This window comes from Streptomyces sp. NPDC047706 (assembly GCF_043204795.1).
GTDB lineage: Bacteria > Actinomycetota > Actinomycetes > Streptomycetales > Streptomycetaceae > Streptomyces.
The window spans coordinates 1-22,639 of record NZ_JBIDCW010000033.1; the positions used below are offsets into that span (position 1 = coordinate 1).

Annotated in this window: 21 protein-coding genes and 1 pseudogene; 11 read left to right on the forward strand and 11 right to left on the reverse strand. The window is 70.2% G+C overall.

Annotation, left to right across the window (positions count from 1 at the left end; genetic code table 11):
• Positions 1–91: 91 nt before the first annotated feature.
• The 3 genes from ACGF8A_RS30340 (at position 92) to ACGF8A_RS30350 (ending at position 1,817) form a co-directional block, all read left to right on the forward strand.
• The gene (locus ACGF8A_RS30340) at positions 92–529 is read left to right on the forward strand and encodes a roadblock/LC7 domain-containing protein (RefSeq protein ID WP_393113430.1); all 438 of its coding nucleotides are present in this window, start codon (positions 92–94) and stop codon (positions 527–529) included.
• Between the two features lie 19 nt (positions 530–548).
• Complete coding sequence (locus ACGF8A_RS30345; protein ID WP_393113431.1) at positions 549–962, forward strand: DUF742 domain-containing protein; 414 nt, start codon at positions 549–551, stop codon at positions 960–962.
• Between the two features lie 249 nt (positions 963–1,211).
• Positions 1,212–1,817, forward strand: a complete 606-nt coding sequence (locus ACGF8A_RS30350; RefSeq protein ID WP_393113432.1) for an ATP/GTP-binding protein — start codon at positions 1,212–1,214, stop codon at positions 1,815–1,817.
• Between the two features lie 33 nt (positions 1,818–1,850).
• Here ACGF8A_RS30350 and ACGF8A_RS30355 read toward each other — a convergent pair whose 3' ends face one another.
• Positions 1,851–2,279: a PPOX class F420-dependent oxidoreductase gene (locus ACGF8A_RS30355; RefSeq protein WP_393113433.1), complete on the reverse strand. Its 429-nt coding sequence runs from the start codon at positions 2,277–2,279 to the stop codon at positions 1,851–1,853.
• A 94-nt stretch (positions 2,280–2,373) separates the two neighbouring features.
• Between ACGF8A_RS30355 and ACGF8A_RS30360 the strand changes: the two genes are divergently transcribed.
• Positions 2,374–2,784, forward strand: coding sequence for a roadblock/LC7 domain-containing protein (locus ACGF8A_RS30360; RefSeq protein WP_393113434.1), 411 nt, complete (start codon positions 2,374–2,376; stop codon positions 2,782–2,784).
• Between the two features lie 134 nt (positions 2,785–2,918).
• Positions 2,919–3,974, forward strand: a complete 1,056-nt coding sequence (locus tag ACGF8A_RS30365) for a DUF6397 family protein (RefSeq protein WP_393113435.1) — start codon at positions 2,919–2,921, stop codon at positions 3,972–3,974.
• A 48-nt stretch (positions 3,975–4,022) separates the two neighbouring features.
• Here ACGF8A_RS30365 and ACGF8A_RS30370 read toward each other — a convergent pair whose 3' ends face one another.
• Both ACGF8A_RS30370 and ACGF8A_RS30375 read right to left on the reverse strand, forming a co-directional pair.
• Positions 4,023–4,889, reverse strand: coding sequence for an acyl-CoA thioesterase (locus tag ACGF8A_RS30370; RefSeq protein WP_393113436.1), 867 nt, complete (start codon positions 4,887–4,889; stop codon positions 4,023–4,025).
• 19 nt (positions 4,890–4,908) lie between these two features.
• Entirely contained in the window at positions 4,909–7,422 is a 2,514-nt protein-coding gene (locus ACGF8A_RS30375) for a DEAD/DEAH box helicase (protein ID WP_393113437.1), read from the reverse strand.
• Positions 7,423–7,567: 145 nt separating this feature from the next.
• Here ACGF8A_RS30375 and ACGF8A_RS30380 point away from each other — a divergent pair, with 145 nt between their 5' ends.
• The gene (locus ACGF8A_RS30380; protein WP_393113438.1) at positions 7,568–8,362 is read left to right on the forward strand and encodes a metal-dependent hydrolase; all 795 of its coding nucleotides are present in this window, start codon (positions 7,568–7,570) and stop codon (positions 8,360–8,362) included.
• Between the two features lie 21 nt (positions 8,363–8,383).
• On the opposite strand, the gene ACGF8A_RS30385 is transcribed toward ACGF8A_RS30380, so the two are convergent.
• The 5 genes and pseudogenes from ACGF8A_RS30385 to ACGF8A_RS30405 form a co-directional block, all read right to left on the reverse strand.
• A complete protein-coding gene (locus ACGF8A_RS30385) occupies positions 8,384–8,647 on the reverse strand; it encodes a type B 50S ribosomal protein L31 (protein ID WP_393113439.1) in 264 nt (87 codons plus the stop codon).
• A 74-nt stretch (positions 8,648–8,721) separates the two neighbouring features.
• Entirely contained in the window at positions 8,722–9,192 is a 471-nt protein-coding gene (locus ACGF8A_RS30390; RefSeq protein ID WP_393113440.1) for a DUF5709 domain-containing protein, read from the reverse strand.
• A 691-nt stretch (positions 9,193–9,883) separates the two neighbouring features.
• On the reverse strand, positions 9,884–11,668 hold the full coding sequence (locus ACGF8A_RS30395) for an ABC transporter ATP-binding protein (RefSeq protein WP_393113508.1): 1,785 nt from the start codon (positions 11,666–11,668) through the stop codon (positions 9,884–9,886).
• A pseudogene (locus ACGF8A_RS30400) lies at positions 11,625–13,286 on the reverse strand (ABC transporter transmembrane domain-containing protein); the annotation flags it as partial. The gene ACGF8A_RS30395 and the pseudogene ACGF8A_RS30400, both read right to left, overlap by 44 nt.
• A 517-nt stretch (positions 13,287–13,803) precedes the next feature.
• Entirely contained in the window at positions 13,804–14,259 is a 456-nt protein-coding gene (locus tag ACGF8A_RS30405; RefSeq protein ID WP_393113441.1) for a MarR family winged helix-turn-helix transcriptional regulator, read from the reverse strand.
• 94 nt (positions 14,260–14,353) lie between these two features.
• Between ACGF8A_RS30405 and ACGF8A_RS30410 the strand changes: the two genes are divergently transcribed.
• The gene (locus tag ACGF8A_RS30410; RefSeq protein WP_393113442.1) at positions 14,354–16,156 is read left to right on the forward strand and encodes an ABC transporter ATP-binding protein; all 1,803 of its coding nucleotides are present in this window, start codon (positions 14,354–14,356) and stop codon (positions 16,154–16,156) included.
• Positions 16,157–16,199: 43 nt separating this feature from the next.
• Complete coding sequence (gene mltG / locus ACGF8A_RS30415) at positions 16,200–17,051, forward strand: endolytic transglycosylase MltG (protein ID WP_393113443.1); 852 nt, start codon at positions 16,200–16,202, stop codon at positions 17,049–17,051.
• Positions 17,052–17,120: 69 nt separating this feature from the next.
• Here mltG and ACGF8A_RS30420 read toward each other — a convergent pair whose 3' ends face one another.
• On the reverse strand, positions 17,121–18,236 hold the full coding sequence (locus ACGF8A_RS30420; protein ID WP_393113444.1) for an NAD(P)-binding domain-containing protein: 1,116 nt from the start codon (positions 18,234–18,236) through the stop codon (positions 17,121–17,123).
• 82 nt (positions 18,237–18,318) lie between these two features.
• Here ACGF8A_RS30420 and ACGF8A_RS30425 point away from each other — a divergent pair, with 82 nt between their 5' ends.
• Positions 18,319–18,741 carry a YjbQ family protein gene (locus tag ACGF8A_RS30425; protein ID WP_393113445.1) on the forward strand — a complete coding sequence of 141 codons (423 nt, stop codon included), beginning with the start codon at positions 18,319–18,321 and terminating at the stop codon, positions 18,739–18,741.
• 11 nt (positions 18,742–18,752) lie between these two features.
• Here ACGF8A_RS30425 and ACGF8A_RS30430 read toward each other — a convergent pair whose 3' ends face one another.
• The gene (locus ACGF8A_RS30430; RefSeq protein ID WP_393113446.1) at positions 18,753–19,403 is read right to left on the reverse strand and encodes a polyprenyl synthetase family protein; all 651 of its coding nucleotides are present in this window, start codon (positions 19,401–19,403) and stop codon (positions 18,753–18,755) included.
• A gap of 51 nt (positions 19,404–19,454) precedes the next feature.
• The gene (locus tag ACGF8A_RS30435; RefSeq protein WP_393113509.1) at positions 19,455–20,282 is read right to left on the reverse strand and encodes a pentapeptide repeat-containing protein; all 828 of its coding nucleotides are present in this window, start codon (positions 20,280–20,282) and stop codon (positions 19,455–19,457) included.
• Between the two features lie 434 nt (positions 20,283–20,716).
• On the opposite strand from ACGF8A_RS30435, the gene ACGF8A_RS30440 reads away from it, so the two are divergent.
• Together ACGF8A_RS30440 and ACGF8A_RS30445 are read left to right on the forward strand one after the other, a co-directional pair.
• Positions 20,717–21,340 carry a transposase gene (locus ACGF8A_RS30440; RefSeq protein ID WP_393113448.1) on the forward strand — a complete coding sequence of 208 codons (624 nt, stop codon included), beginning with the start codon at positions 20,717–20,719 and terminating at the stop codon, positions 21,338–21,340.
• 234 nt (positions 21,341–21,574) lie between these two features.
• Positions 21,575–22,564 (forward strand): pirin family protein, encoded by a 990-nt coding sequence (locus ACGF8A_RS30445; RefSeq protein WP_393113449.1) that lies wholly within the window; start codon positions 21,575–21,577, stop codon positions 22,562–22,564.
• The last annotated feature ends 75 nt before the right edge of the window (positions 22,565–22,639 follow it).

Sequence of the window (22,639 nt, forward strand, 5' to 3'; positions counted from 1 at the left end):
GGGCGGCCATTCTCCTAGAGCCATTTCAGGCAACCACCGCATCAGCCACACCCGGTCCTCCCGGACCGCCTCACATTCTTAAGGACCCCGCATGATCCAGGATCCCGGCATGAGAGCAGCTCAGCGCTCCGGCGAACTCGACTGGTTGCTGGACGACCTGGTACTGCGCGTGCACGAGGTACGGCACGCCGTGGTGCTCTCCAACGACGGACTCGCTGTCGGCGCCTCGACCGGGCTCGGCCGTGAGGACGCCGAACATCTCGCCGCCGTCGCCTCCGGTTTCCACAGCCTGGCCAAAGGTGCCGGCCGGCACTTCGGCGCCGGGGGCGTGCGCCAGACCATGGTGGAGATGGACGACGCCTTCCTGTTCGTGGCCGCCGCCGGAGACGGCTCCTGCCTGGCCGTCCTCACCGCCGTCACCGCCGACATAGGCCTGGTGGCGTACGAGATGGCACGGCTGGTCAAGCGGGTCGGCGAGCACCTCTACACGGCACCGCGCATGAACGCGCGGCCGCCCGCCGCCGGATGAGGCAAGGCGATCCGCACAGATGACCGAGGACTTCAAGGGCACCCCGCAGGAGCAGGGCAGCCAGTGGTACGACGGCGAGGCAGGCCCGCTCGTCCGGCCCTACGCCATGACCGGCGGCCGCACCAAGCCCGGCCCCACCGGAGTGGCCTTCGATCTCATCGCCCTGGTCACGCTCGACCCGGGGGCTCCCCACCTCGACGACGACCCCGCTCTGGGCCCCGAGCACCAGGCCCTTGTCGACCTGTGCCGTACGGAAACCCAGTCGGTCGCCGAACTCGCCGCGGGCGCAGACCTGCCCGTCGGCGTCGTCCGTGTCCTCCTCGGCGACCTCCTGGAACTCGGCCGCGTCACCGTGAGCCGACCCGTACCGCCTGCGCAGCTGCCCGACGAACGGATTCTGCGCGAGGTCATCGACGGACTGCGGGCGCTGTAGATGAACGTTCACGACGACCCGCGCGCGTACGGCCGCAGAGACGGCCGACTTCCGCACCCATGTGGGCGCGCAACGCGCCCGAATCGGTCACATCGAACAAAGAGCGGTCCCGGCGCCCCGCGGAGACCGGCCGTTGCCATGATGCTGACTTCGCACACGTGCACCGAAGCCGTGCGCGGACGCCGTGCCCCGGCGCGGCACGCGCGTACCGACGTCGACCCTTGCCGGCACTCCCGAGAGAAGTGATCGATGGTCTCCGAGACGTCCGACGCCACCGAGGGCGAGTCCACCGCCCTGGCGTTGAAGATACTGGTCGCCGGTGGATTCGGCGTGGGCAAGACCACCCTCGTGGGCGCGGTCAGCGAGATCAGGCCCCTGCGCACCGAGGAACTGCTGAGCGAGGCGGGTCAGTTGGTGGACGACACCGACGGCGTGGACCACAAGGTCACGACCACGGTCGCCATGGACTTCGGCCGCATCACCATCCGCTCCGGCCTCTCCCTGTACCTGTTCGGCACACCAGGACAGGACCGCTTCTGGTTCCTGTGGGACGAACTCTCGCAGGGGGCGCTGGGAGCGGTCGTCCTGGCCGACACCCGCCGCCTGGAGGACTGCTTCCCGGCTGTGGACTACTTCGAGCACCGGCACATCCCCTTCGTGGTGGCCGTCAACTGCTTCACCGGTGCCCGCGCCTACGGAGCACAGGACGTCTGCCGCGCACTGGACCTCGACCGGGGGACCCCTGTCGTGCTCTGCGACGCACGCGACCGCGACTCGGGGAAGGAGGTGCTGATCCGGCTCGTCGAGTACGCCGGGCGGATCCACACCGCCCGGCTGCTCGACTCCGTGAGCTGATCGGTCTGCCGGGGTGATCGGTCTCCGGGGGCTTCAGCCTGCTACGGCCTTCTGCGCCAGGACCTTGTCGATCGTGACCCTGACCAGGAGTTCTCCCGGCTGGCCGTTGCGCGCTCCGACCTCCTCGGCGTTCTCCTCGCCCATGTACCGAGCCGCGATCAGGGTGGCCCAGCGCCGGAGTTCGCCGAGTTCCTCGGAGAGCTGGGCGCGTCCCTGCAGGACGACGAAGTCGAACGGCGGGCGGTCGTCGTCCACGCAGAGGGCGACCCGCCCGTCCCGGGCCAGATTGCGCCCCTTCACGCTCTCCTTTGAGGTGTTGAACACCACCTCGTCCCCGTCGAGCAGGAACCAGATCGGGGCCACGTGGGGGCGCCCGTCAGCCCTGACGGTCGACAGCTTTGCGGTGCGCGTGCCCTGCGAGACAAAGGCCCGCCATTCCGTGTCAGTCATCTTCTGTGCCATGCCCCCATCCTGCTTGCCCGTCAGCCGGACGTGGTGAAGGCTGGCGGAGAGATCCTCCGACCAGGGGGAGTCGTCACACGGGGAGATCGCCATCATGGTGCACAAAGGACTGGGCTGGTTGCTGGACGACTTGACCGAGCGCGTGGAACATGTGCGGCACGCACTCGTCCTGTCCAACGACGGACTGGTGACAGGCGCGAGCACGGGACTGAGGCGCGAGGACGCCGAACATCTCGCGGCGGTCGCCTCCGGACTGCACAGCCTGGCCAAGGGGTCGGGCCGTCACTTCGGCGCCGGTCAGGTGCGCCAGACGATGGTGGAGTTCGACGACGCGGTGCTGTTCGTCACGGCGGCCGGCAGCGGCAGCTGTCTGTGCGTACTCAGTGCCGCGGAAGCAGACATCGGCCAGAGCGCCTACGAGATGACGCTGCTCGTCAACCGCGTGGGTGAGCACCTCGGCGTGGACGCCCGACAGCCTGAGCGCTTCCCATCCACAGAGCTCTGACCTGCTCCTTCTTCGACCTCCGCAAAGTTGTCCACAGGGTTGCCGCGTGATCGCCCGGAACGGCTACGGTGATGTGACTGCAAGCGCACGGAGCGTGAGCAGATCCGATCACGACTCCACGGGGGAGAGACGCCATGTCAGGCAACACCGTCACCCAGCCGGACGTCCTCACGTGCACGCCGAGCCGTGCCGCTCGCGAACTGGGACTGAAGCGACGCGAGTTCGATCTCGCGGTGAACCTCGGACGGATCCGCACGCTGCCCGACGAAGGCGGCGGAGGGCGCCGCGTCGCCCGCGCCGAGATCGAGAGGTTGCGCTCGCAGGACGGCTTTCCCGAGGCGCTCCTCGAACGGGTGCGGAGCGTGAGCACGAATGAGGCCGCACGCCTCATGGACGTGACGGGCGACCGGTTCACGCGGCTGGCCCGGCTCGGGCTGCTGGTGCCGGTCGCGTTCTACGTGAACCGTTATCGGACGCTCGTCTGGCTCTATCTGGCCGAGGAGGTCAGGCAGTTCGCGGCCGACGAGCAGAACGGGTCGCTGGTGAAGGGCCGTGTGCTGCCCGAGGGGCCGCGGGTTCGACTGCGGGACGGAGTGGACCTGCGCGCCCGCAACTGGAGGGGACGGCATCTGGGATTCCTCTTGCGCCAGGCCGCGGATCCCTGGGAGCGCGCCGGGGCCCTGGCGGCGCTGCTGGATCCCGTTCAGATCGCGGAGATCGTCAAGGATCCCTACGAGCGTGCCCACGTGCACCGGTTCCGTCCGGGGCCACCCACACACGGCGCGCCGGGGTCACCGTCGGCCCAGCTGGCCGAGCGGATCATGACGGCCGACGACCCGGACGAGATCAGCTGGCTGCGGGCCGACCTCGCCCATGTGCTGGACGAGGCCCGCGCCCACCGCCCGGCACCGCGCCCGGCACCGCGCCCGGCACCTCGTGCGGAGCGCAGGGCCGGAGGCGGAGGCGTGCGTGGTGCGGAACGCACACACCATGCGCGGTGCCTGTCGGTCTCGCGCCGCCCATCTGCTGCCGTCTCTGCGGCGCACTCCGCCCCCTGCCGGACGCCACTCGACCGGCGTCCCGAGGCGCGCACGCCCGAACCCCGGCCGGACACGCACGCACACGAGCCGGTACCCGAGCCGAAGCGCCCCCGTGGCCTTCTGGACCGCCTTCGCCGCAGAAGCTTGTGAACGACTCCGGCGCCCGCGCGGTCTTCCCCGCAACGCCCTGAACAATCGCTACAACGCCCTGAACAGTCCTTCCTGGACGACCGACACCAGAAGGCGGCCCTTCAGGTCGTAGATCCGTCCGCGGGCGAGCCCTCGCCCGCCGGTCGCGATCGGTGACTCCTGGTCGTACAGGAACCACTCGTCCGCGCGGAACGGCCGGTGGAACCACATCGCGTGGTCGAGCGACGCCATGTCGAAGCCGCGTGGACCCCACAGAGGCTCGACCGGGATGCGCACGGCGTCGAGCAGGGTCATGTCGCTGGCGTAGGTCAGGGCGCAGGTGTGCACCAGTGGGTCGTCGCCCAGCGGCCCGACCGCACGCATCCACACGGCGCTGCGCGGCTCGGCGCCCTTGACCTCTTCCGGCGTCCAGCGCAACCGGTCCACGTACCGGATGTCGAAGGGCTGGCGGCGCGCCATCCGCTCCAGCTGCTCCGGCAACGCGCCCAGCTGCTTCCGGATCTCCTCGACGACGGTCGGCAGGGACTCCGGGTCCGGTACCTCGCGGGCCGGCGGCAACTGGTGCTCGAAGCTCCCTTCCTCAGGCTTGTGAAAGGAGGCGGTGAGATTGAAGATCGTTCGGCCCTGCTGCACGGCCGTGACCCGGCGCGTCGTGAACGACCGCCCGTCCCGGACCCGCTCGACCTGGTACACGATCGGCACGCCGGGCCGCCCAGGGCGCAGGAAGTACGCGTGCAGCGAGTGCACCGGCCGGTCTCCCTCCGTGGTGCGCCCGGCGGCTACCAGCGCCTGGCCGGCCACCTGGCCACCGAAGACTCGCTGCAGCGACTCCTCGGGGCTGCGGCCGCGGAAGATGTTGACCTCGATCTGCTCCAGGTCCAGCAGATCGACAAGCCTCTCGGCCGGGTTTGTCATGGCTTTCCGTCTCCTGAACTCACAACTGGCCGACGTCGGTGACGCGGACCACGGCACGGCCTTCGGCGTCGGAGGCCGCAAGATCGATCTCGGCGCTGATGCCCCAGTCGTGATCGCTGTCGGGGTCGTCGAAGATCTGCCGGACGCGCCACAACCCGTGCTCCGGCTCCTCCTCGATCAGCAGCAGCTTGGGGCCGCGCGCGTCGGGGCCGGTGCCGAGGTCGTCGTACTCGTCCCAGTACTTGTCCATCACCTCGCCCCAGGCGTCGGCGTCCCAGCCGGACTCGGCGTCCATATCGCCCAGCTCGGCCACCTGGTCGAGGGCGGCGAGCTCGACCCGGCGGAACATGGCGTTGCGGACCAGAACCCGGAAGGCACGCGCGTTGGAGGTGACCGGCTTGACCTGGTCGGCCTTCTCCTGGGCCTCCTCTGCGGTCATCTCCTCCGGATTGGCCAGTTGCTCCCACTCGTCCAGCAGGCTGGAGTCGACCTGGCGCACCATCTCGCCGAGCCACTCGATCAGGTCCTGGAGGTCCTCGGACTTGAGGTCGTCCGGGATGTTGTGCTCAAGGGCCTTGTACGCGCCGGCCAGATAGCGCAGCACGATGCCCTCGGTCCGGGCCAGCTCGTAGAAGGACACCAACTCCGTGAAGGACATCGCCCGTTCGTACATGTCCCGGATCACGGACTTCGGCGACAGCGGATGGTCGCCGACCCATGGGTGACTCTTTCGGTATGTGCTGTAGGCGTGGAAGAGCAGTTCCTCCAGCGGCTTCGGATAGGAGATGTCCTGGAGACGCTCCATGCGCTCCTCGTACTCGACGCCGTCCGCCTTCATCGCCGCCACGGCCTCACCACGCGCCTTGTTCTGCTGGGCGGCGAGGATCTGCCGTGGGTCGTCCAGCGTGGACTCGACGACGGACACCATGTCCAGGGCGTAGGACGGCGACTCGGGGTCCAGCAGCTCGAACGCCGCGAGCGCGAAGGTGGACAGTGGCTGGTTGAGCGCGAAGTCCTGCTGAAGGTCGACGGTGAGACGGACGATGCGGCCCTCGCCGTCCGGCTTGTCCAGCTTCTCGACGATGCCGCCGTCCAACAGCGAGCGGTAGATGGCGATCGCGCGCCGGATGTGCCGCAGCTGCTGCCGGCGCGGCTCGTGGTTGTCCTCCAGGAGGTGCCGCATGGCCTCGAAGGCGTTGCCGGGCCGGGCGATCACCGACAGCAGCATGGTGTGCGTGACCCGGAAGCGGGACGTCAGCGGCTCAGGCTCGGAGGCGATGAGCTTGTCGAAGGTGTCCTCGCTCCAGGCGACGAAACCCTCCGGCGCCTTCTTGCGGACGACCTTCCGGCGCTTCTTCGGGTCGTCCCCCGCCTTGGCGAGCGCCTTCTCGTTCTCGATGACGTGCTCGGGAGCCTGGGCGACCACGAAGCCGGCCGTGTCGAAGCCCGCCCGCCCGGCGCGCCCGGCGATCTGGTGGAACTCACGTGCGCGCAGCGTGCGCACCCGACTGCCGTCGTACTTGGTCAGGGCGGTGAACAGCACGGTGCGGATGGGCACGTTGACGCCGACGCCCAGGGTGTCCGTGCCGCAGATGACCTTCAGCAGTCCGGCCTGGGCGAGTTTCTCCACCAGGCGGCGGTACTTGGGCAGCATGCCGGCGTGATGCACACCGATGCCGTGCCGGACATAACGGGAAAGGTTGCGGCCGAACTTGGTGGTGAAGCGGAAGTTGCCGATCAGCTCGGCGATCTGGTCCTTCTCCTCACGCGAGCACATGTTGATGCTCATCAGCGCCTGCGCCCGCTCCACCGCCTGGGCCTGAGTGAAGTGCACGATGTAGACGGGTGCCTGCCTGGTGTCCAGCAGCTCCGTCAGCGTCTCGGTGAGTGGGGTACGCCGGTACTCGTAGGACAGCGGTACCGGACGGGTCGCCGAGCGGACCACCGAGGTCGGCCGGCCGGTACGCCGGGTGAGGTCCTTCTCGAACATCGAGACGTCACCGAGGGTGGCCGACATGAGGACGAACTGCGCCTGCGGCAGTTCGAGGAGCGGGATCTGCCAGGCCCAGCCGCGGTCGGGCTCCGCGTAGAAGTGGAACTCGTCCATGACGACCTGGCCGATGTCCGCGTGCCTTCCGTCGCGCAGCGCGATCGAGGCCAGCACCTCGGCGGTGCAGCAGATGACCGGGGCGTCGGCGTTCACGGAGGCGTCGCCGGTGAGCATGCCGACGTTCTCGGTGCCGAACAGCTTGCACAGCTCGAAGAACTTCTCCGAGACCAGCGCCTTGATCGGAGCCGTGTAGAAGGTGACCTCGTCCCGGGCCAGGGCGGCGAAGTGGGCGCCCGCGGCGATCATGCTCTTGCCGGAGCCGGTGGGCGTCGACACGATCACGTTCGCGCCGGAGACCACCTCGATCAGCGCCTCCTCCTGGTGGGGGTAGAGCGTGAGACCGCGCTCCTGCGCCCACGACTCGAAGGCTTCGTAGAGGGCGTCGGGGTCGGCGGTCTGCGGCAGCTGATCGATGAGGGTCACGCCCCCATCTTGCCTGGCCTCCTGGCCGATGCGGGAATCGGATGCCCGCATGAAGATCGCGAACGCTACGCTGTGTCGCCGACACGACGTCAGCGCATCAAGTCAACTGGACAGCGGCGCACGAGGAATGGGGCGGGCAGCGGCAATGATGGGACCAGCACACTCTCTCTCGGGCGCCGCGGCCTGGCTCGGCGTCGGAGCCGCCGCCACCGCGGCAGGGCATGGGATGCCCTGGCCGGTCCTCCTGTGCGGCGCGCTGATCTGTGCCGGCGCCGCGCTCGCCCCCGACCTCGACCACAAGGCCGCCACCATCTCACGCTCCTTCGGTCCGCTGTCGCGCTGGCTCTGCGAGGTCGTCGACAAGCTCTCGTACGCCGTCTACAAGGCCACGAAGAAGCCGGGCGACCCGCGTCGCTCCGGCGGACACCGCACACTCACGCACACCTGGCTGTGGGCGGTCCTGATCGGCGTGGGCGCCTCGGTGCTGGCGATCACCGGCGGGCGCTGGGCGGTGCTGGCGATCCTCTTCGTGCATCTGGTGCTGGCCATCGAGGGCCTGCTGTGGCGGGCGACCCGAGGGGCCAGCGCCGATGTCCTGGTGTGGCTGCTGGCGGCCACGAGCGCCTGGATCATCGCCGGTGTTCTGGACCAGCCGGGCAACGGCGCGGACTGGCTGTTCACGGAGCCGGGCCAGGAGTACCTCTGGCTGGGACTGCCGATCGTGCTCGGCGCGCTGGTACACGACATCGGGGACGCGCTCACCGTCTCGGGGTGCCCGATACTCTGGCCGATTCCGGTGGGCCGCAAGCGCTGGTACCCGCTCGGGCCGCCGAAGGCCATGCGGTTCCGGGCGGGCAGCTGGGTGGAGCTCAAGGTACTCATGCCGACGTTCATGGTGCTCGGGGGAGTGGGCGGCGCGGCGGCCCTCAACGTGATCTGAGATCCCGCCCGGCGCGCGGCGTCAGTCGGAGCTTTGACGGGTCTCTTCCCCGTATCGGCGTTCGAAGCGGGCGACGCGGCCTTCCGTGTCCACCGTGCGGGCCTTGCCGGTGTAGAACGGGTGGCTCTCCGAGGAGATCTCCACATCCACGACGGGGTAGGTCTCGCCGTCGTCCCATTCGATGGTCTGGTCGCTGGTGGCGGTGGACCGGGTCAGAAAGGCGTACCCGGCGGAGCGGTCGCGGAAGACGACCGGGTGGTAGTCGGGGTGCTTGTCCTGCTGCATGGCTGCTCCTCGTGCGGAGGGGGCATGGCATGGGCGACGCGGGCATGAGCGCCGGGCGGGCGATGTGCACGGGCTCAGCCGGACAGCGCGTCCTCGTCGACGATGTGGACGGCGGCCTCCTCGGCGGAGGCGGCCGCGCCGTCGATGCCGACGTCCGTGGCGATCAGCGCGGACTCGTCGTCCTCGTGCGCACCCTCGTCAGGGGCGACGAGCCGCCCGGACCGGGCGGCGCCGACCTCGTTGTCCAGAAGTTCCCCGTCGGTGCCGTCGGCATCGCCGAGGCCGTCCCCTTCGGGTACGGGGGGATCGGGCAGTTCTTCGGCCAGCCGCTCGTCCAGCGTCTCGCCTCTCGCCCGCTCCGCCGCCGTCACGCCGGTGTGCTCCACCGCCCACGGACGCTCCGGGGGGGACCAGCCCCGGTCCAGGGGGTCCCTGACACCGTCGTACTCGAGGGTGTCCTCACCGTCGAGCAGCCCTGTGTCCTCCTGCTGCTCGGATCCGTCGGGCTGGTAGACGTCGTCTCCCCATCCGTCGGCGCTGTTCACGGGTACCTCCAGGTGGTGAGGACGGGGCCGCTCCGGCCACGGTCGGCGGCGTGCCGCCGGTGCCGGGGACACAGACTGCGCCCAACGCGCTACCGCGCACTTCGCCGGCGCTCCCCGAGCCTGCGCCGCTTTCCAGCCTTCCACCCCTGTTCGCCCCTGCGCAACGGCACAGGCACCGACAGCGGGCGGGTCACCGGGCGGCGAGGGCGGACCAGGGGATGCCCGCAGCGCGGGGCGCTTCCGCTGGTGAGGAGTCGAGCCGGTCGCGGGCGACGCCACTGGGCCGCCGACCGCGTCCGTGCGGCCGGTGACCACGGGGAGCGCGTCCACCGCGGGGTGCCGAGCCGGTCCAGGTCGCGCGGCAGCTCGTACTCGCGCAGCAGGGCGCTTCGGCTGGTGGGAGAGCAGCCGGTCGCGGGGGAGGCAGGGTGCTTCGGCTGGAGAGCAGAGCAGCCGGTGGCGGCTGAGGGACGGCGCTTCGGCGGGGACGGGCAGGTCGGCGGGTGACGGGCGTGCGAAGGATGCGCCGGGAGCGGGCGAGGCACCGTGGGGGGGCCCTGGCTCCAGATGCGGCCACATGCTTTCCCTCGCCGTCTCCCGAGGTGCCGCGTGCCGCCGGCCGTCACCCCCAACCCGTCCTCCCCAATCTTTCACCCCCAACCCTTCACCCTCATCCCTCATCCCTCATGCCTCACCCATGCCACGACCGCCACAGCGCCGCGTAGGCACCGTCCGCCGCGACCAGATCCCCATGGCTGCCCAGCTCGCTGATGCGGCCGTTCTCGACCACGGCGATCACGTCGGCGTCGTGGGCGGTGTGCAGGCGGTGGGCGATGGCGACGACGGTGCGGCCGTCGAGGACACGGGCAAGGGAGCGTTCCAGGTGACGTGCCGCACGCGGGTCGAGGAGGGACGTCGCCTCGTCCAGGACCAGCGTGTGCGGGTCGGCCAGCACCAGCCTGGCCAGCGCGATCTGCTGAGCCTGTGCCGGGGTGAGCGCGAGTCCGCCCGAGCCGACCTCGGTCTCCAGTCCCTTGTCCAGCGCACGGGCCCACCCGTCGGCGTCGACCGCCCCGAGGGCCGCCCACAGCTCGGCGTCGACGGCGTCGCTGCGGGCCAGCAGCAGGTTGTCGCGCAGGGAGCCGACGAAGACGTGGTGCTCCTGGTTGACGAGGGCCACGTGCGAACGGACGCGCTCCGCGGGCATGCGGGACAGCTCCGCGCCGCCGAGGGTGATCCGGCCTTCCCGCGGTGCGTAGATCCCCGCGAGCAGCCGTCCCAATGTCGACTTGCCGGCGCCGGAGGGGCCCACCAGCGCCAGCCGGGTGCCGGGGGCAACCTCAAGGGACACCTTGCGCAGTACGTCGACGCCCTCGACGTATCCGAAGTGCACCCGGTCGGCGTGCACGTCCCGGCCGTCGGGCGCCAGGGCCGAGTCCCCGGTGTCCGGCTCGATGTCGCGGACCCCGACGAGCCGGGCCAGCGACACCTGGGCGACCTGCAGCTCGTCGTACCAGCGCAGGATCAGACCGACCGGGTCGACGAGCATCTGTGCGATCAGTGCGCCCGTGGTGAGCTGCCCGACGCCGAGCCAGCCCTTGAGCACGAACACCCCGCCGACCATCAGGACGGAAGCGAGCACGGTCACATGAGTGACATTGATGACCGGAAACAGCACCGACCGCAGCCAGAGCGTGTAACGCTCCCAGGCGGTCCATTCCTTGATCCGGCGCTCGGACAGTTCCACCCGGCGGGCGCCGAGCCGGTGTGCCTCGACGGTGCGGCCCGCGTCCACGGTCTCGGCGAGCGCGGCGGCCACGGCGGCGTAGCCGGCGGCCTCCGAACGGTAGGCCGCCGGCGCCCGCCGGAAGTACCAGCGGCACCCGACCACGAGCAACGGCAGGGCCAGTAGTACGGCGGCCGCCAGCGGGGGTGCGGTGACGACCAGGCCACCCAGCAGCAGAGCCACCCACACCGCACCGATCGCCAGCTGGGGCACCGCCTCGCGCATGGCATTGGCGAGCCGGTCGATGTCGGTGGTGATCCGGGACAGCAGGTCACCCGTCCCGGCCCGCTCCAGGACTCCCGGCGGCAGCCCGACCGATCGCACCAGGAAGTCCTCGCGCAGGTCGGCCAGCATCCGCTCGCCGAGCATCGCGCCGCGCAGCCGCACCTCACGCACGAATACGGCCTGCACGACCAGCGAGAGCAGGAAGAACGCCACGGTGAGCCCCAGACGCACCTCGCGCGCCCCGTCCGACACCCGCTCGACGAGTCCGCCCAGCAGGTAGGGGCCCACCATGGAGGCGATCACGGCGACCGTGTTGACGGTCATGAGGAGCAGGAAGGCCGTGCGGTGACGGCGGAACAGTTCGGCCACGTAGGCGCGTACCGTCGCGGGGGCGCCGACAGGCAGGGTGTGCGCCGTCGTAGGGGCCGCCGGGTCGTACGCCGGGGGCGCTCCCCGCCCGCAGATCGCGCACGCCACCCGCGATCCGCGCCTCGGTGTGGGAGTCGACGGCGGACGTCGGCTCGTCCAGGACGAGCACCTCAGGGTCGGTGATCAGCGATCGGGCGAGGGCGAGCCGCTGGCGCTGGCCGCCGGAGAGGGAACGCCCGCGTTCGGTGATCCGGGCGTCCATCGGGTCGTCGGCGTCGAGCGAGCCCTGCACGAGTGCCGCCAGTACGTCCTCGCACTGCGCGGCCGCCAGTGCTTCCTCCGCGCGGACGTCTCCGGACGCGGGGACGTCGAGCAGTTCGCGCAGGGAGCCCGACAGCAGCACGGGATCCTTGTCCTGGACCAGAACGGCCGTCCTGGCGCGGTCCAGCGGCAGTGCGTCCAGCGGAACGCCGCCGAGCAGTACCGGCGTACCCGCCTCTGAGGGATGCCCGCCGAGACGCTCGGCCAGCCGCCCCGCCGCGTCAGGGTCGCCGCACACCACGGCGGTGAACCGGCCGGACGGCGCGAGCAGCCCCGTCTCCGGGTCGTACAGGTCCCCGGAGGGCAAGGCGCCTCGGTCCGCATGGCCGAGCGAGCCGGTGCGCGCGCCCGCGCCGGATGTCTCGGCCGAGCCCTCGCGCTCCCCCTCGGCATCCGTGACCCGCTCGAGCGACAGCACGCGCGCCGCCCGTTCGGCCGAGGGCCGGGAGAAGGAGTAGGCCATCGCGATCTCTTCGAAGTGCCGCAATGGGTAGGTGAGGAGCATGACCGAGCTGTAGACGGTGACGAGTTCGCCGACGGTGATCCGGCCCTGCCGGGCCAGATGGACGCCGTACCAGACGACCGCGGTCAGCAGCAGGCCGGGCAGCAGCACCTGGATCGCCGAGATCAGCGACCACATCCGGGCGCTGCGCACGGCCGCGTGACGGACCTCCTGGGAGGCACGGCGGTAGCGGTCGAGGAACAGTTCCTCACCGCCGATGCCACGCAGGACGCGCAGTCCGGCGACGGTGTCCGAGGCGAGCTCGGTCGCGTAACCTGCCTTCTCGCGCTGGAAGTCCGCCCGCCGGGTCGCTCGGGGGAGCAGCGGCAGTACGGCCAGCGCCAGCACGGGCAGGCCGACAGCCACGACGGCGCCGAGCGCCGGCTGGTAGACGACGAGGCCGACACAGACCAGCACGATCGTGACGGCCGCCGCGGTGAAGCGGGATACGGCCTCCACGAACCAGCCGATCTTCTCGACGTCGCCCGTGGAGACGGCAACGACCTCGCCGGCCGCGACCCGTCGTGTCAGCGCGGAACCCAGATGCGCGGCCTTGCGGGCCAGGAGTTGCTGCACCCGGGCGGCCGCGGTGATCCAGTTGGTGACGGCGGCCCGGTGCAGGAAGGTGTCGCCGAGGGCGTTGCCGGCGCAGGCCAGCACCATCAGCCCACCGGCGAGGGCGAGCCGCCCACCGGAGCCGTCGACCACGGCCTGCACGGCGAAGCCGACGCAGAACGGCAGCGAGGAGACCGACAGGAAGTGCACCAGGCCCCAGGCCAGTGCGATCAGCTGACCGCGCAGCTGGTTCCGGCCAAGCCACCACAGGAAGCGTGGCCCCGAACGCACGTCCGGCACGCCAGGGTCGGGATACGGAAGGTCTTGAATCTGCATGACGTCCCAGTGGCTCATGTCTGGCGGAGGGCGGAGGGCGGAGGGCGGAGGGGCGGAGGGCGGGTACGGCGTGTGGGGCGTGTGGGGCGGAGGTGGGGACAGGAGGGAATGGGAGGGGCAGCCACGGTGCCGAGTCGACACAGGGCGGAGTGGGCGGCACGCACGGTCCGGGGCATGCCGGCACCAAGCCGTGAAAGGCTCGCGCCATAACCTGGTAGGGGGCAAGCGGTTTTCCGACCCGCCGCACAGAACCGGTTACCGCCCGGCCTCCCTCGCGCCGCCCCCTGCCTCAGGGGCCGTCAGAAGGCCGGACAGAGGACGTCACGGGTTTCAGCCCCCGCGCTCGGGCCGACGGCGAGGTCCCGGTCAGAGACGTCCCCGGTCACCGAGCGGCCGACGGAGAGGTCGCGCCGGCACAGGCCGACGAGGATCCCGTCGCATCAACGGCACGGAAAGAGCCGCGCGCCGACGTCACTTCACGAGGGCGGCGTGCGGTCCTTCGTCCGGGGAAAAGGATTCAGCACTGCCCTTCCCCACCCCGCCCACCGTCGACCAGTGTGTCCAGCAGAGTCCCCAGCACCCGCCGCTCCACATCCGTCAGCGGCGCCAGGATCTCCTCCGCCGCCGACCTCCGCGCCCCGTGCAGCTCGCGCAGCGTCTCGCGTCCCTCGTCCGTGAGCTCGATCCGGATCACCCGGCGGTTGGCCGGATCCGGCGCCCTGCGCACCTGGCCGTTCGCCTCAAGCCCGTCGACCAGCGTCGTCACGGCCCTGGGTACGACCTCCAGCCGCCCCGCCAGATCGGCCATGCGGGGCGGTGCGTCGTACTCCGCGAGCGTGCGCAGGAGGCGGGACTGGGCGGGGGTGATGCCGAGGACACGCTGCTGGAGATGGCGTTTCTGGATCCGGTGCACCCGGCGGGTGAGCCGCAGCAACTGTTCCGCGAGCAGTCCGTCGGGATCGGGCATGGTCATGGGGGAACGATATCAGGATGGCATTCATTGTGAGTATAGGTAACAATGAGCTACGCTCCACTCAGTCAGCTTCGACCCACCCACGCAGGAGCCCATGAAGCCCGACCACGAACCCGTCTGGACGCCGCCGGCCGACAGCAACGAGCAGCCGCGGCAGGTGCGCCGCATCCTGAAGCTCTTCCGCCCGTACCGAGGCCGCCTCGCCGTGGTGGGTCTGCTTGTCGCCGCCGCGTCGGTCGTCTCGGTCGCCACGCCCTTCCTCCTGAAGGCGATCCTCGACACCGCGATCCCCGAGGGCCGCACCGGCCTGCTCACCCTGCTGGCCCTCGGCATGATCCTCAGCGCCGTGCTGACCAGCGTCTTCGGAGTCCTTCAGACGCTCATCTCCACCACGGTCGGCCAGCGTGTCATGCACGACCTGCGCACAGCGGTCTACGGCCGCCTGCAGCGCATGTCGCTCGCCTTCTTCACCCGCACCCGGACCGGCGAGGTCCAGTCCCGCATCGCCAACGACATCGGTGGTATGCAGGCGACCGTCACATCCACCGCCACCTCCCTGGTCTCCAACTTCACCAGCGTCGTCGCCACCGTCGTCGCGATGCTCGCCCTCGACTGGCGGCTGACCGTCGTCTCGCTGGTCCTGCTGCCGGTGTTCGTGTGGATCAGCCGCCGGGTCGGTGACGAACGCAGAAAGATCACCACTCGGCGCCAGAAGCAGATGGCCACGATGGCGGCGACGGTCACCGAGTCGCTCTCGGTCAGCGGCATTCTGCTCGGCCGCACGATGGGCCGCGCCGAGTCGCTCACGCGATCCTTCGCGGACGAGTCGGACCGGCTGGTCGATCTGGAAGTGCGGTCCAACATGGCCGGCCGCTGGCGGATGGCCGTCATCACGATCGTCATGGCCGCCATGCCCGCTGTCATCTACTGGACCGCCGGCGTCGCTCTCCACCTCGGCGGCCCCGGTGTCTCCATCGGCACGATCGTCGCCTTCGTCTCGCTCCAGCAGGGACTGTTCCGCCCGACGGTCAGCCTGCTGAGCACGGGCGTCCAGATCCAGACGTCACTGGCTCTGTTCCAGCGCATCTTCGAGTATCTGGACCTGCCCGTCGACATCACCGAAAGGGAACGCCCGACCCATCTCGACCGCGTCGAGGGAGAGGTCCGTTTCGAGGGTGTCGAGTTCCGGTACGACGGCAAGGGCACGCCGATCCTCGACGGTATCGACCTCACCGTCCCGGCCGGCGGCAGCCTCGCGATCGTCGGTCCGACCGGCGCCGGAAAGTCCACGCTGGGCTACCTCGTGCCGCGGCTCTACGACGTCACGGGTGGCCGTGTGACCCTCGACGGGGTCGACGTCCGTGACCTCGACTTCGACACCCTCGCGCGGGCGGTCGGCGTCGTCTCGCAGGAGACGTACCTCTTCCATGCCTCCGTTGCCGACAATCTGCGCTTCGCCAAGCCCGACGCCACCGACGAGGAACTGCACGCGGCAGCCCGGGCGGCCCAGATCCACGACCACATCGCCGCCCTGCCCGATGGCTACGACACGGTGGTCGGCGAGCGCGGTCACCGCTTCTCCGGCGGCGAGAAGCAGCGCCTGGCCATCGCCCGCACCATCCTGCGCGACCCGCCCGTGCTGATTCTCGACGAGGCGACGAGCGCCCTGGACACCCGCACCGAGCATGCCGTCCAGGAGGCGATCGACGCCCTGTCGGCCAACCGGACGACGCTCACGATCGCGCACCGGCTGTCCACTGTCCGCAGCGCCGACCAGATCCTCGTCCTGGACTCCGGCAGGGCGGTCGAGCGCGGGACGCACGAGGAACTGCTGGAACTGGACGGGAGATACGCGGCGCTGGTCCGCCGGGACGCCCAACTGGAGCCGACTAGATGAAGATATGCCGGGTTTGTGGTGATATACGGGTTACCGTGCCCGCATGCAGATGAACACTCCGCCACGGAGCACGACTCGCACGATTCGACTGACGCGCCGGGGCCGTATCGCCCTCGTCGCGGCCGGAGCCGTCGTAGCAGGCACCGCCGTGGCGGTGCCGCTGCTGATCCTGCGAGCCGAGGAGAAGCCGGCCAAGCCGGCCACCCTGGTCATCCCCGAGGGCTGGCGTGCGGAACAGGTCTACGCCGCCGTCGACAAGGCGCTCCGCCTGCCGTCCGGTACGACGAAGAAGGCCGTTCCCGGAGCCCACCTGAAACTGCCGAACGACGCCGGGGGCAACCCGGAGGGCTATCTCTTCCCGGCGACCTATCCGGTGCCCAAGGGGGCGACGCCGGAGAAGATGCTGGCCACGATGGTCGACACCGCCAACGACAAGTTCAACGGAGCGCCGATCGCCGCCGGTGCGCAGCGCAATGCCATGAACGTCTATCAGGCGGTCACCATCGCGAGCATCGTCCAGGCCGAGGCAGCGACCAAGGCCGACATGGGGAAGGTCGCCCGGGTCATCTTCAACCGACTGGAGCGCGGCATGCCGCTCCAGATGGACTCCACCATCAACTACGCCCTGAACCGCAGCACGCTCAGGACGACGCTGCAGGACACACGCATCAACAGCCCCTACAACTCCTACCAGCGCATGGGCCTGCCGCCCACGCCCATCGACAACCCCGGAGAGCAGGCGGTACGCGCCGCGATCACCCCGACGCCGGGGAACTGGCTGTACTTCGTCACGGTCAAGCCGGGCGACACCCGCTTCACCGCCGACTTCGCCCAGCATCAGCGCAACGTCAGCGAGTTCAACGCCCAGCAGCGGAGCCCGAGCGCGTCCCGCTGAGACGACGGGACACCACGACCGGCCCTGCTGGTGGGCGGGGTGGCCGGATGTCCCGTAAAGACGTGTGGATCACGCGGCGACCGATTCCTCCTGCTCGCGTTGCTCTCCCGGCTCCGGCTCCGTCGCCCCTGCCAGAAACCGCCTGATCTCCCGCGCCGCCGACCGGCCCGCCCGGTTCGCGCCGATGGTGCTGGCGGACGGGCCGTAGCCGACGAGATGGACCCGTGGGTCGGCGGCCGCGCGCGTCCCGTCCACGCGGATCCCGCCGCCCGGCTCGCGCAGCCGCAGGGGCGTAAGGTGCTCGATGGCTGGACGGAAGCCGGTCGCCCAGAGGATGACGTCGGCGTCGACATGCCGTCCCTCCTTCCACTCCACCCCGTCCGGGGTGATGCGGTCGAACATCGGCTGCCGGTCCAGTACTCCGTCCGCCAGGCCCTGCCGAATGGCGTCGTTCAGCGGCAGCCCGGTGACGGAGACCACACTCCTCGGCGGCAGCCCCTGCCGCACCCGCTCCTCGACCAGGGCGACCGCCGCGCGTCCCGCGTTCTCGTCGAAGGGTCCCTCGCGGAAGACGGGCGGGCGGCGGGTCACCCAGGTCGTGGCGGCCGCGAAGGGGGCGATCTCCAGCAGATGCTGGGTGCCGGAGGCGCCACCACCCACCACGACCACCCGCTGCCCGGCGAACGCCTCCGGGCCGGGGTACCGGGCGGTGTGCAACTGCCGTCCGCGAAAGCTCTCCCGGCCCGGATAGTGCGGCCAGAACGGCCGGTCCCAGGTGCCGGTCGCGTTGATCAGCGCCCGCGTGGCCCAGTCCCCGGCAGAGGTCTCGACCAGCAGCCGCCCGCCGGTGCCTTCCCGGACGGCTCGTACGTCGACCGGGCGCCGCACCCGCAGGTCGAACACCCGCTCGTAGGCGGCGAAGTACTCCTTGATGACCTGGGACGACGGCCGAGCCGGATCGGCGCCCGTAAGCTCCATCCCCGGCAGGGCGTGCATGCCGTGCACCTTGCCGTACGTCAGCGAGGGCCACCGGAACTGCCAGGCACCACCGGGACCGGGGGAATGGTCGAGCACCACGAAGTCACGGTCCGGCTCGAACCCGGTCCGCCGCAGGTGATAGGCGCCGGCCAGACCGGCCTGACCAGCACCTATGACGACAACCTCGACCTCGCGCGTGTTGTTCACGCTTCTACGAACAGCGCTGCGGCCGTGGATCTTCCCACCGGTCGGTCAGGACGCCGGGGCGTGATGAGTCAGGATGGGAAGCATGTCAGACGCCTTCACCACCCGACTGCTTTCGGTCTACTCCGGCTCCGAGGAGACGGTCGTCGATCTCACCCGTGACTGCGAGTCCTTCCTGGGGGAGGTGGCCGCGGGCCGTGACGGCCTGCTCAACGTCTTCGTCCCGCACGCGACCGCCGGAATCGCCCTCATCGAGACAGGCGCCGGCAGTGACGACGACCTCCTCACCGCCCTGCACACGCTGCTCCCCGCCGACGACCGCTGGCAGCACCGGCACGGCAGCCCCGGCCACGGCCGGGACCACGTTCTCCCGGCGATCGTCCCGCCCCATGCGACCCTGCCGGTCGTGGGCGGGCGGCTGGAACTGGGGACGTGGCAGTCGGTGTGCCTGGTCGATACAAACACCAGCAATACCAACAGGCAGGTGCGGTTGTCATTCCTCGGGTAGCTCTGAGGAATTCACGACTGTAGGGGCGATTTCCGGCCGTACCAAATGGGCGGTAACGGGGGTGGTCCGGCATCAGCCGACAGGCGACCTCGCGAACCCGTCGATGGATGAAGCGCTCGCCGGGGATCAACGAGCGGGAGCCGGCCGCGATCTGGGCGAGACGTATGAGCGCCGACCACTGCCCGAACGTACCGGACCGCCCGAGCACGGTCACCGTGGGCGGCGGATTCCCGGTCGCAGCGCATTGCATCGAGTGCCGTGCGGGCCGGCTTGATCGTCGCGGCGTCACCCAGCAGCTCCGCCGACCACGCCTCGCACAGGTCACCCAGCAGGATCGCGGCGCTCTTTCCGAACCGCGCCTCGTGTGGCCGCGGGCCTCGTTCGGTGAACTGCCGTTGTGCGGTGCGACGATCGTGCCGGGCTCCGGAGAGGTCTATGACGTCATCGTGGAGGAGCGCGAAGGTGTGGAACAGCTCGACACCGACAGCGGCCTGCAGCGCCGCGGCCGTGAGCAGCGCGCCGCTCACGGCGTACCAGCCGGCGCACAGATAAAGAGGGCGCACGCGTTTGCCACGCGCGCCAAGGAAGTCGCGCAGCACACGCAGCGGATCAGTGAGACGGATCGGGTTCGTCGTGCCGGAGGAGGCCGGCAGGGTGACCACCTTGTTGAAGACGGCCGCCGGCGACCTGGAGACCGGTCACCTCGAAGTGCTTCAGGCCGCCCAGTGTGACGGGCGCTTCAAGGGGTGGGGGACCTTCGTGCGGGCGTCGCCCCGCGCGGCGTTCAGCTGAGGCTGGGTGAGGAACAGTGCGCCGCGCAGGTCTGCCCCGCACAGGTTGGTGTCCCTCATGTCCGCGCCGATCATGTCGGCGTCGCGCAGGTCGGCGTCGGACAGGTCGGCCGCGATGAGCAGGGCGCCGCGCATGCTGGCGCCGCGCAGATTCGCGCCGCGAAGCCGCGAGCCGATGAGGCTGGCGCCCCGGTGGTTCTTCTTGCGCCCCGGGACCGCCGCACGGGCCAGTTCGCTGGCGCGCAGGAGCAGTGGGTTCACTTCGCCGCGCAGCGCGTCCACGTCGACAGCGAGCAATGTCTCGGCCGTGTCCCGGGTGAGCGCGTCGATCTGTTCGTACGCGCGGCGCAGGTCCCGGTGCGCGGGCCGGGCCGAGGGCAGGTCCAAGGCCTGCGCGGTGTACTTCAGGAGCTCCTGGAGCTGGCGCACGACGGGGAAGACTTCGTACATCGCGCGGGCCGAGTCCGGCGCCTCTCGCCAGCTGACGCCCTTGAAGGTGACCTGGGAGACCTTCTGGCCAGCGCCGAAGCAGTCGAACACCGTGCAGCCGCTGTAGCCCTTGTCGCGCAGCCGCTTGTGGATTCCGCAGCGGAAGTCCTCTTGGAGGTTTCCGCAGGGTGTGCCGGCGGACTTGTTCACCGGGAAGTCCGACGAACGAGAGAAGGGCAGCGCCACGCAGCACAAACCGAAGCAGCAGCCGCAGTCGGCTTGCAGGTCGGGGTGGGCGGCGTACGAGGTGCGCTCGGGCAAAACGGCGACTCCTGGTTCGGCGTGCGGCGAGGGCGGCGTGTGCTCGGCCCCACGCTTCCATTGTCCCTCATAAGCAGATTCTGCTCGTATGCCGTCGGGCAGAACCCACAGTGGTGGCAGGACGAGGTTCTTCTTGATCCGCCAGGCGAGGTGGCTGCCGGTCGCTTCGACCAGGCCCCACAGTTCGTGGCCGGCGAAGTTGCGGTCGGCCAGCAGCAGTATGCCGGGCCGCAGGGAGGCGAGAAGGCGGCGGGCGAGCTTGTGCTCGCTGAATTGGGCAATCGAGTCGAAGGCCGCGTCGATAAGGGCGTGGGTGCCGCACTCGATCAGGGCCATCAGTCTGACCTGACCCTATGAGGGCCGGGCCCGCTTCCTTGCTCAGCCCGGTGGTACCTACTGTCCGGGTAAGTGCGAACTCGGGAAGGAGGCCCTCAATGTCTGTCTACGTGGGTATTGACGTCCACCGCAATCGCTCGCAGATCGCCGTGGTCGGCGAGGACGGCTCGGTGCAGGTGAACCGGAACGTGCCCGACGGTGTCCAGCCCGTTATGGGGGTGATCGGGGATCTGCCGATCGGCGCGCCCGTCGCTTTCGAGGCCGCGTTCGGGTGGGGCTGGCTGGTGGAGATGCTGGAGGACTACGGCTTCGCCCCGCACCTGGTCCACCCCTCCCGGTGCAAGGCGATCGCCTCAGCCCGGCTCAAGAACGACAAGGTCGACGCCGCCACTCTTGCCCAGCTGCTGCGTGCGGATCTGCTGCCGGAGGCGTGGATCGCCCCGCTGGATGTCCGCCAGCAGCGCGCGCTGCTGCGGCACCGCTTCCACCTGGTGGGCCTGCGCACCCTGCTGCGCAACCGCATCCACGCAGTGCTGGCCGAACACGGCCTGGAGCGGGCCGGCGCCTGTCTCACCGCCGCGGGCCGAGCCTGGCTGGACGGCCTGGATCTGCCGGGCGCCTCCCGTACCGTCATCGACCAGCTGCTGGTACTCCTCGACTCACTAGCGGCGGGCCCTCGGAAGACCGACAAGCCCTCGGGAGGGAAGATCACCCGAGGATGAGCGGGAGATCTTGTCCAGCATCCAGCCGGACGGCTGCGCCGGCGTCCTCGTCCGCGGGCTCGGCGACCGCCGCGCGCGTGACGTGAAGGTGGTGTGCGGCCGAGGGGCGGGACAACCGCGATACCGGCGAGTGCGGCCACCCAACGAGATGGTTGAACTGTCAACCGATTACACTTGCCGCATAACGGGAATCGCGCGGTCGCTGACCGTGGCGGCGGGCGGAAGGTGGTCTCGATGAGCAACGTGGAAGCGGAGCCTTCGGAGGTACGGTGCGGGGCACTGGTCGACGACCGGCAGCCCGCAGCGGTGCCGCGTGTCGACGTGCTCTCCGCGCGGCAGGTACCCCTGGGCGGGCCACGGGCGATGCCCGTACGGCGGACGCTGCCGCAGCGTGCCCGGACGCTGATCGGGGCCTGGTGTTTCGCGGACCACTACGGTCCGGACGACGTCTCCCGGACGGGCGGCATGGACGTCGCCCCGCATCCCCACACCGGACTGCAGACGGTGAGCTGGCTGTTCAGCGGCGAGATCGAGCATCGCGACACCCTGGGCAGCCACGCCTTCGTCCGGCCCGGCGAGATGAACCTGATGACCGGTGGGTACGGCATCGCTCACACGGAGGTGTCCACCCCGGACACCACCGTTCTGCACGGCGTCCAGTTGTGGGTGGCGCTGCCCGAAGAGCACCGGAACACCGCGCGCGACTTCCAGCACTACGTGCCCGAAGCGGTACGGATCGAGGACGCCGAGATCAGGGTCTTCCTGGGGTCGCTCGCCGGGGACACCTCGCCGGTGCGAACCTTCTCGCCCCTGCTCGGCGCGGAGATCAACCTCGCGCCGCACGCGGCGATCACCCTGCCCGTCGACACCGCCTTCGAGCACGGCCTCCTCGTCGACAGCGGGGACGTCCGCGTGGCCAACACGCCGCTGCGCCCGGCGGAGCTGGGCTATGTCCACCCCGGCGTCGACTCCCTGACGCTGGTGAACGAGTCGGACGGCCCGGCTCGCACGGTGCTTCTCGGCGGTACCCCGTTCGACGAGGAGATCGTCATGTGGTGGAACTTCGTCGGCCGCAGTCACGAGGACATCGTCCGCGCCCGGGAGGACTGGGAGGCGTCCTCCGACCGCTTCGGCACCGTCGAGGGCTACCCGGGCGACCGCCTCCCCGCGCCGAGCCTGCCCAACGCGGTCATCGCGCCGCGCAGGAACCCTCCTCGCCGCTGAGCGCCAGAACGCTCCCCGCGCCGGCGCATCTCGGCCGATCTTCACCACCGGGAGCGGGGCGGATCAGAGGCATGA

Excerpts from the sequence above, each read along its gene's own strand:
- mltG (WP_393113443.1), top strand. The coding sequence starts at position 16,200 with ATGCAGATGAACACTCCGCCACGGAGCACGACTCGCACGATTCGACTG.
- ACGF8A_RS30345 (WP_393113431.1), top strand. The coding sequence starts at position 549 with ATGACCGAGGACTTCAAGGGCACCCCGCAGGAGCAGGGCAGCCAGTGG.
- ACGF8A_RS30365 (WP_393113435.1), top strand. The coding sequence starts at position 2,919 with ATGTCAGGCAACACCGTCACCCAGCCGGACGTCCTCACGTGCACGCCG.
- ACGF8A_RS30425 (WP_393113445.1), top strand. The coding sequence starts at position 18,319 with ATGTCAGACGCCTTCACCACCCGACTGCTTTCGGTCTACTCCGGCTCC.
- ACGF8A_RS30440 (WP_393113448.1), top strand. The coding sequence starts at position 20,717 with ATGTCTGTCTACGTGGGTATTGACGTCCACCGCAATCGCTCGCAGATC.
- ACGF8A_RS30380 (WP_393113438.1), top strand. The coding sequence starts at position 7,568 with ATGATGGGACCAGCACACTCTCTCTCGGGCGCCGCGGCCTGGCTCGGC.
- ACGF8A_RS30445 (WP_393113449.1), top strand. The coding sequence starts at position 21,575 with ATGAGCAACGTGGAAGCGGAGCCTTCGGAGGTACGGTGCGGGGCACTG.
- ACGF8A_RS30360 (WP_393113434.1), top strand. The coding sequence starts at position 2,374 with ATGGTGCACAAAGGACTGGGCTGGTTGCTGGACGACTTGACCGAGCGC.
- ACGF8A_RS30385 (WP_393113439.1), bottom strand. The coding sequence starts at position 8,647 with ATGCAGCAGGACAAGCACCCCGACTACCACCCGGTCGTCTTCCGCGAC.
- ACGF8A_RS30355 (WP_393113433.1), bottom strand. The coding sequence starts at position 2,279 with ATGGCACAGAAGATGACTGACACGGAATGGCGGGCCTTTGTCTCGCAG.
- ACGF8A_RS30370 (WP_393113436.1), bottom strand. The coding sequence starts at position 4,889 with ATGACAAACCCGGCCGAGAGGCTTGTCGATCTGCTGGACCTGGAGCAG.
- ACGF8A_RS30340 (WP_393113430.1), top strand. The coding sequence starts at position 92 with ATGATCCAGGATCCCGGCATGAGAGCAGCTCAGCGCTCCGGCGAACTC.
- ACGF8A_RS30405 (WP_393113441.1), bottom strand. The coding sequence starts at position 14,259 with ATGACCATGCCCGATCCCGACGGACTGCTCGCGGAACAGTTGCTGCGG.
- ACGF8A_RS30350 (WP_393113432.1), top strand. The coding sequence starts at position 1,212 with ATGGTCTCCGAGACGTCCGACGCCACCGAGGGCGAGTCCACCGCCCTG.
- ACGF8A_RS30410 (WP_393113442.1), top strand. The coding sequence starts at position 14,354 with ATGAAGCCCGACCACGAACCCGTCTGGACGCCGCCGGCCGACAGCAAC.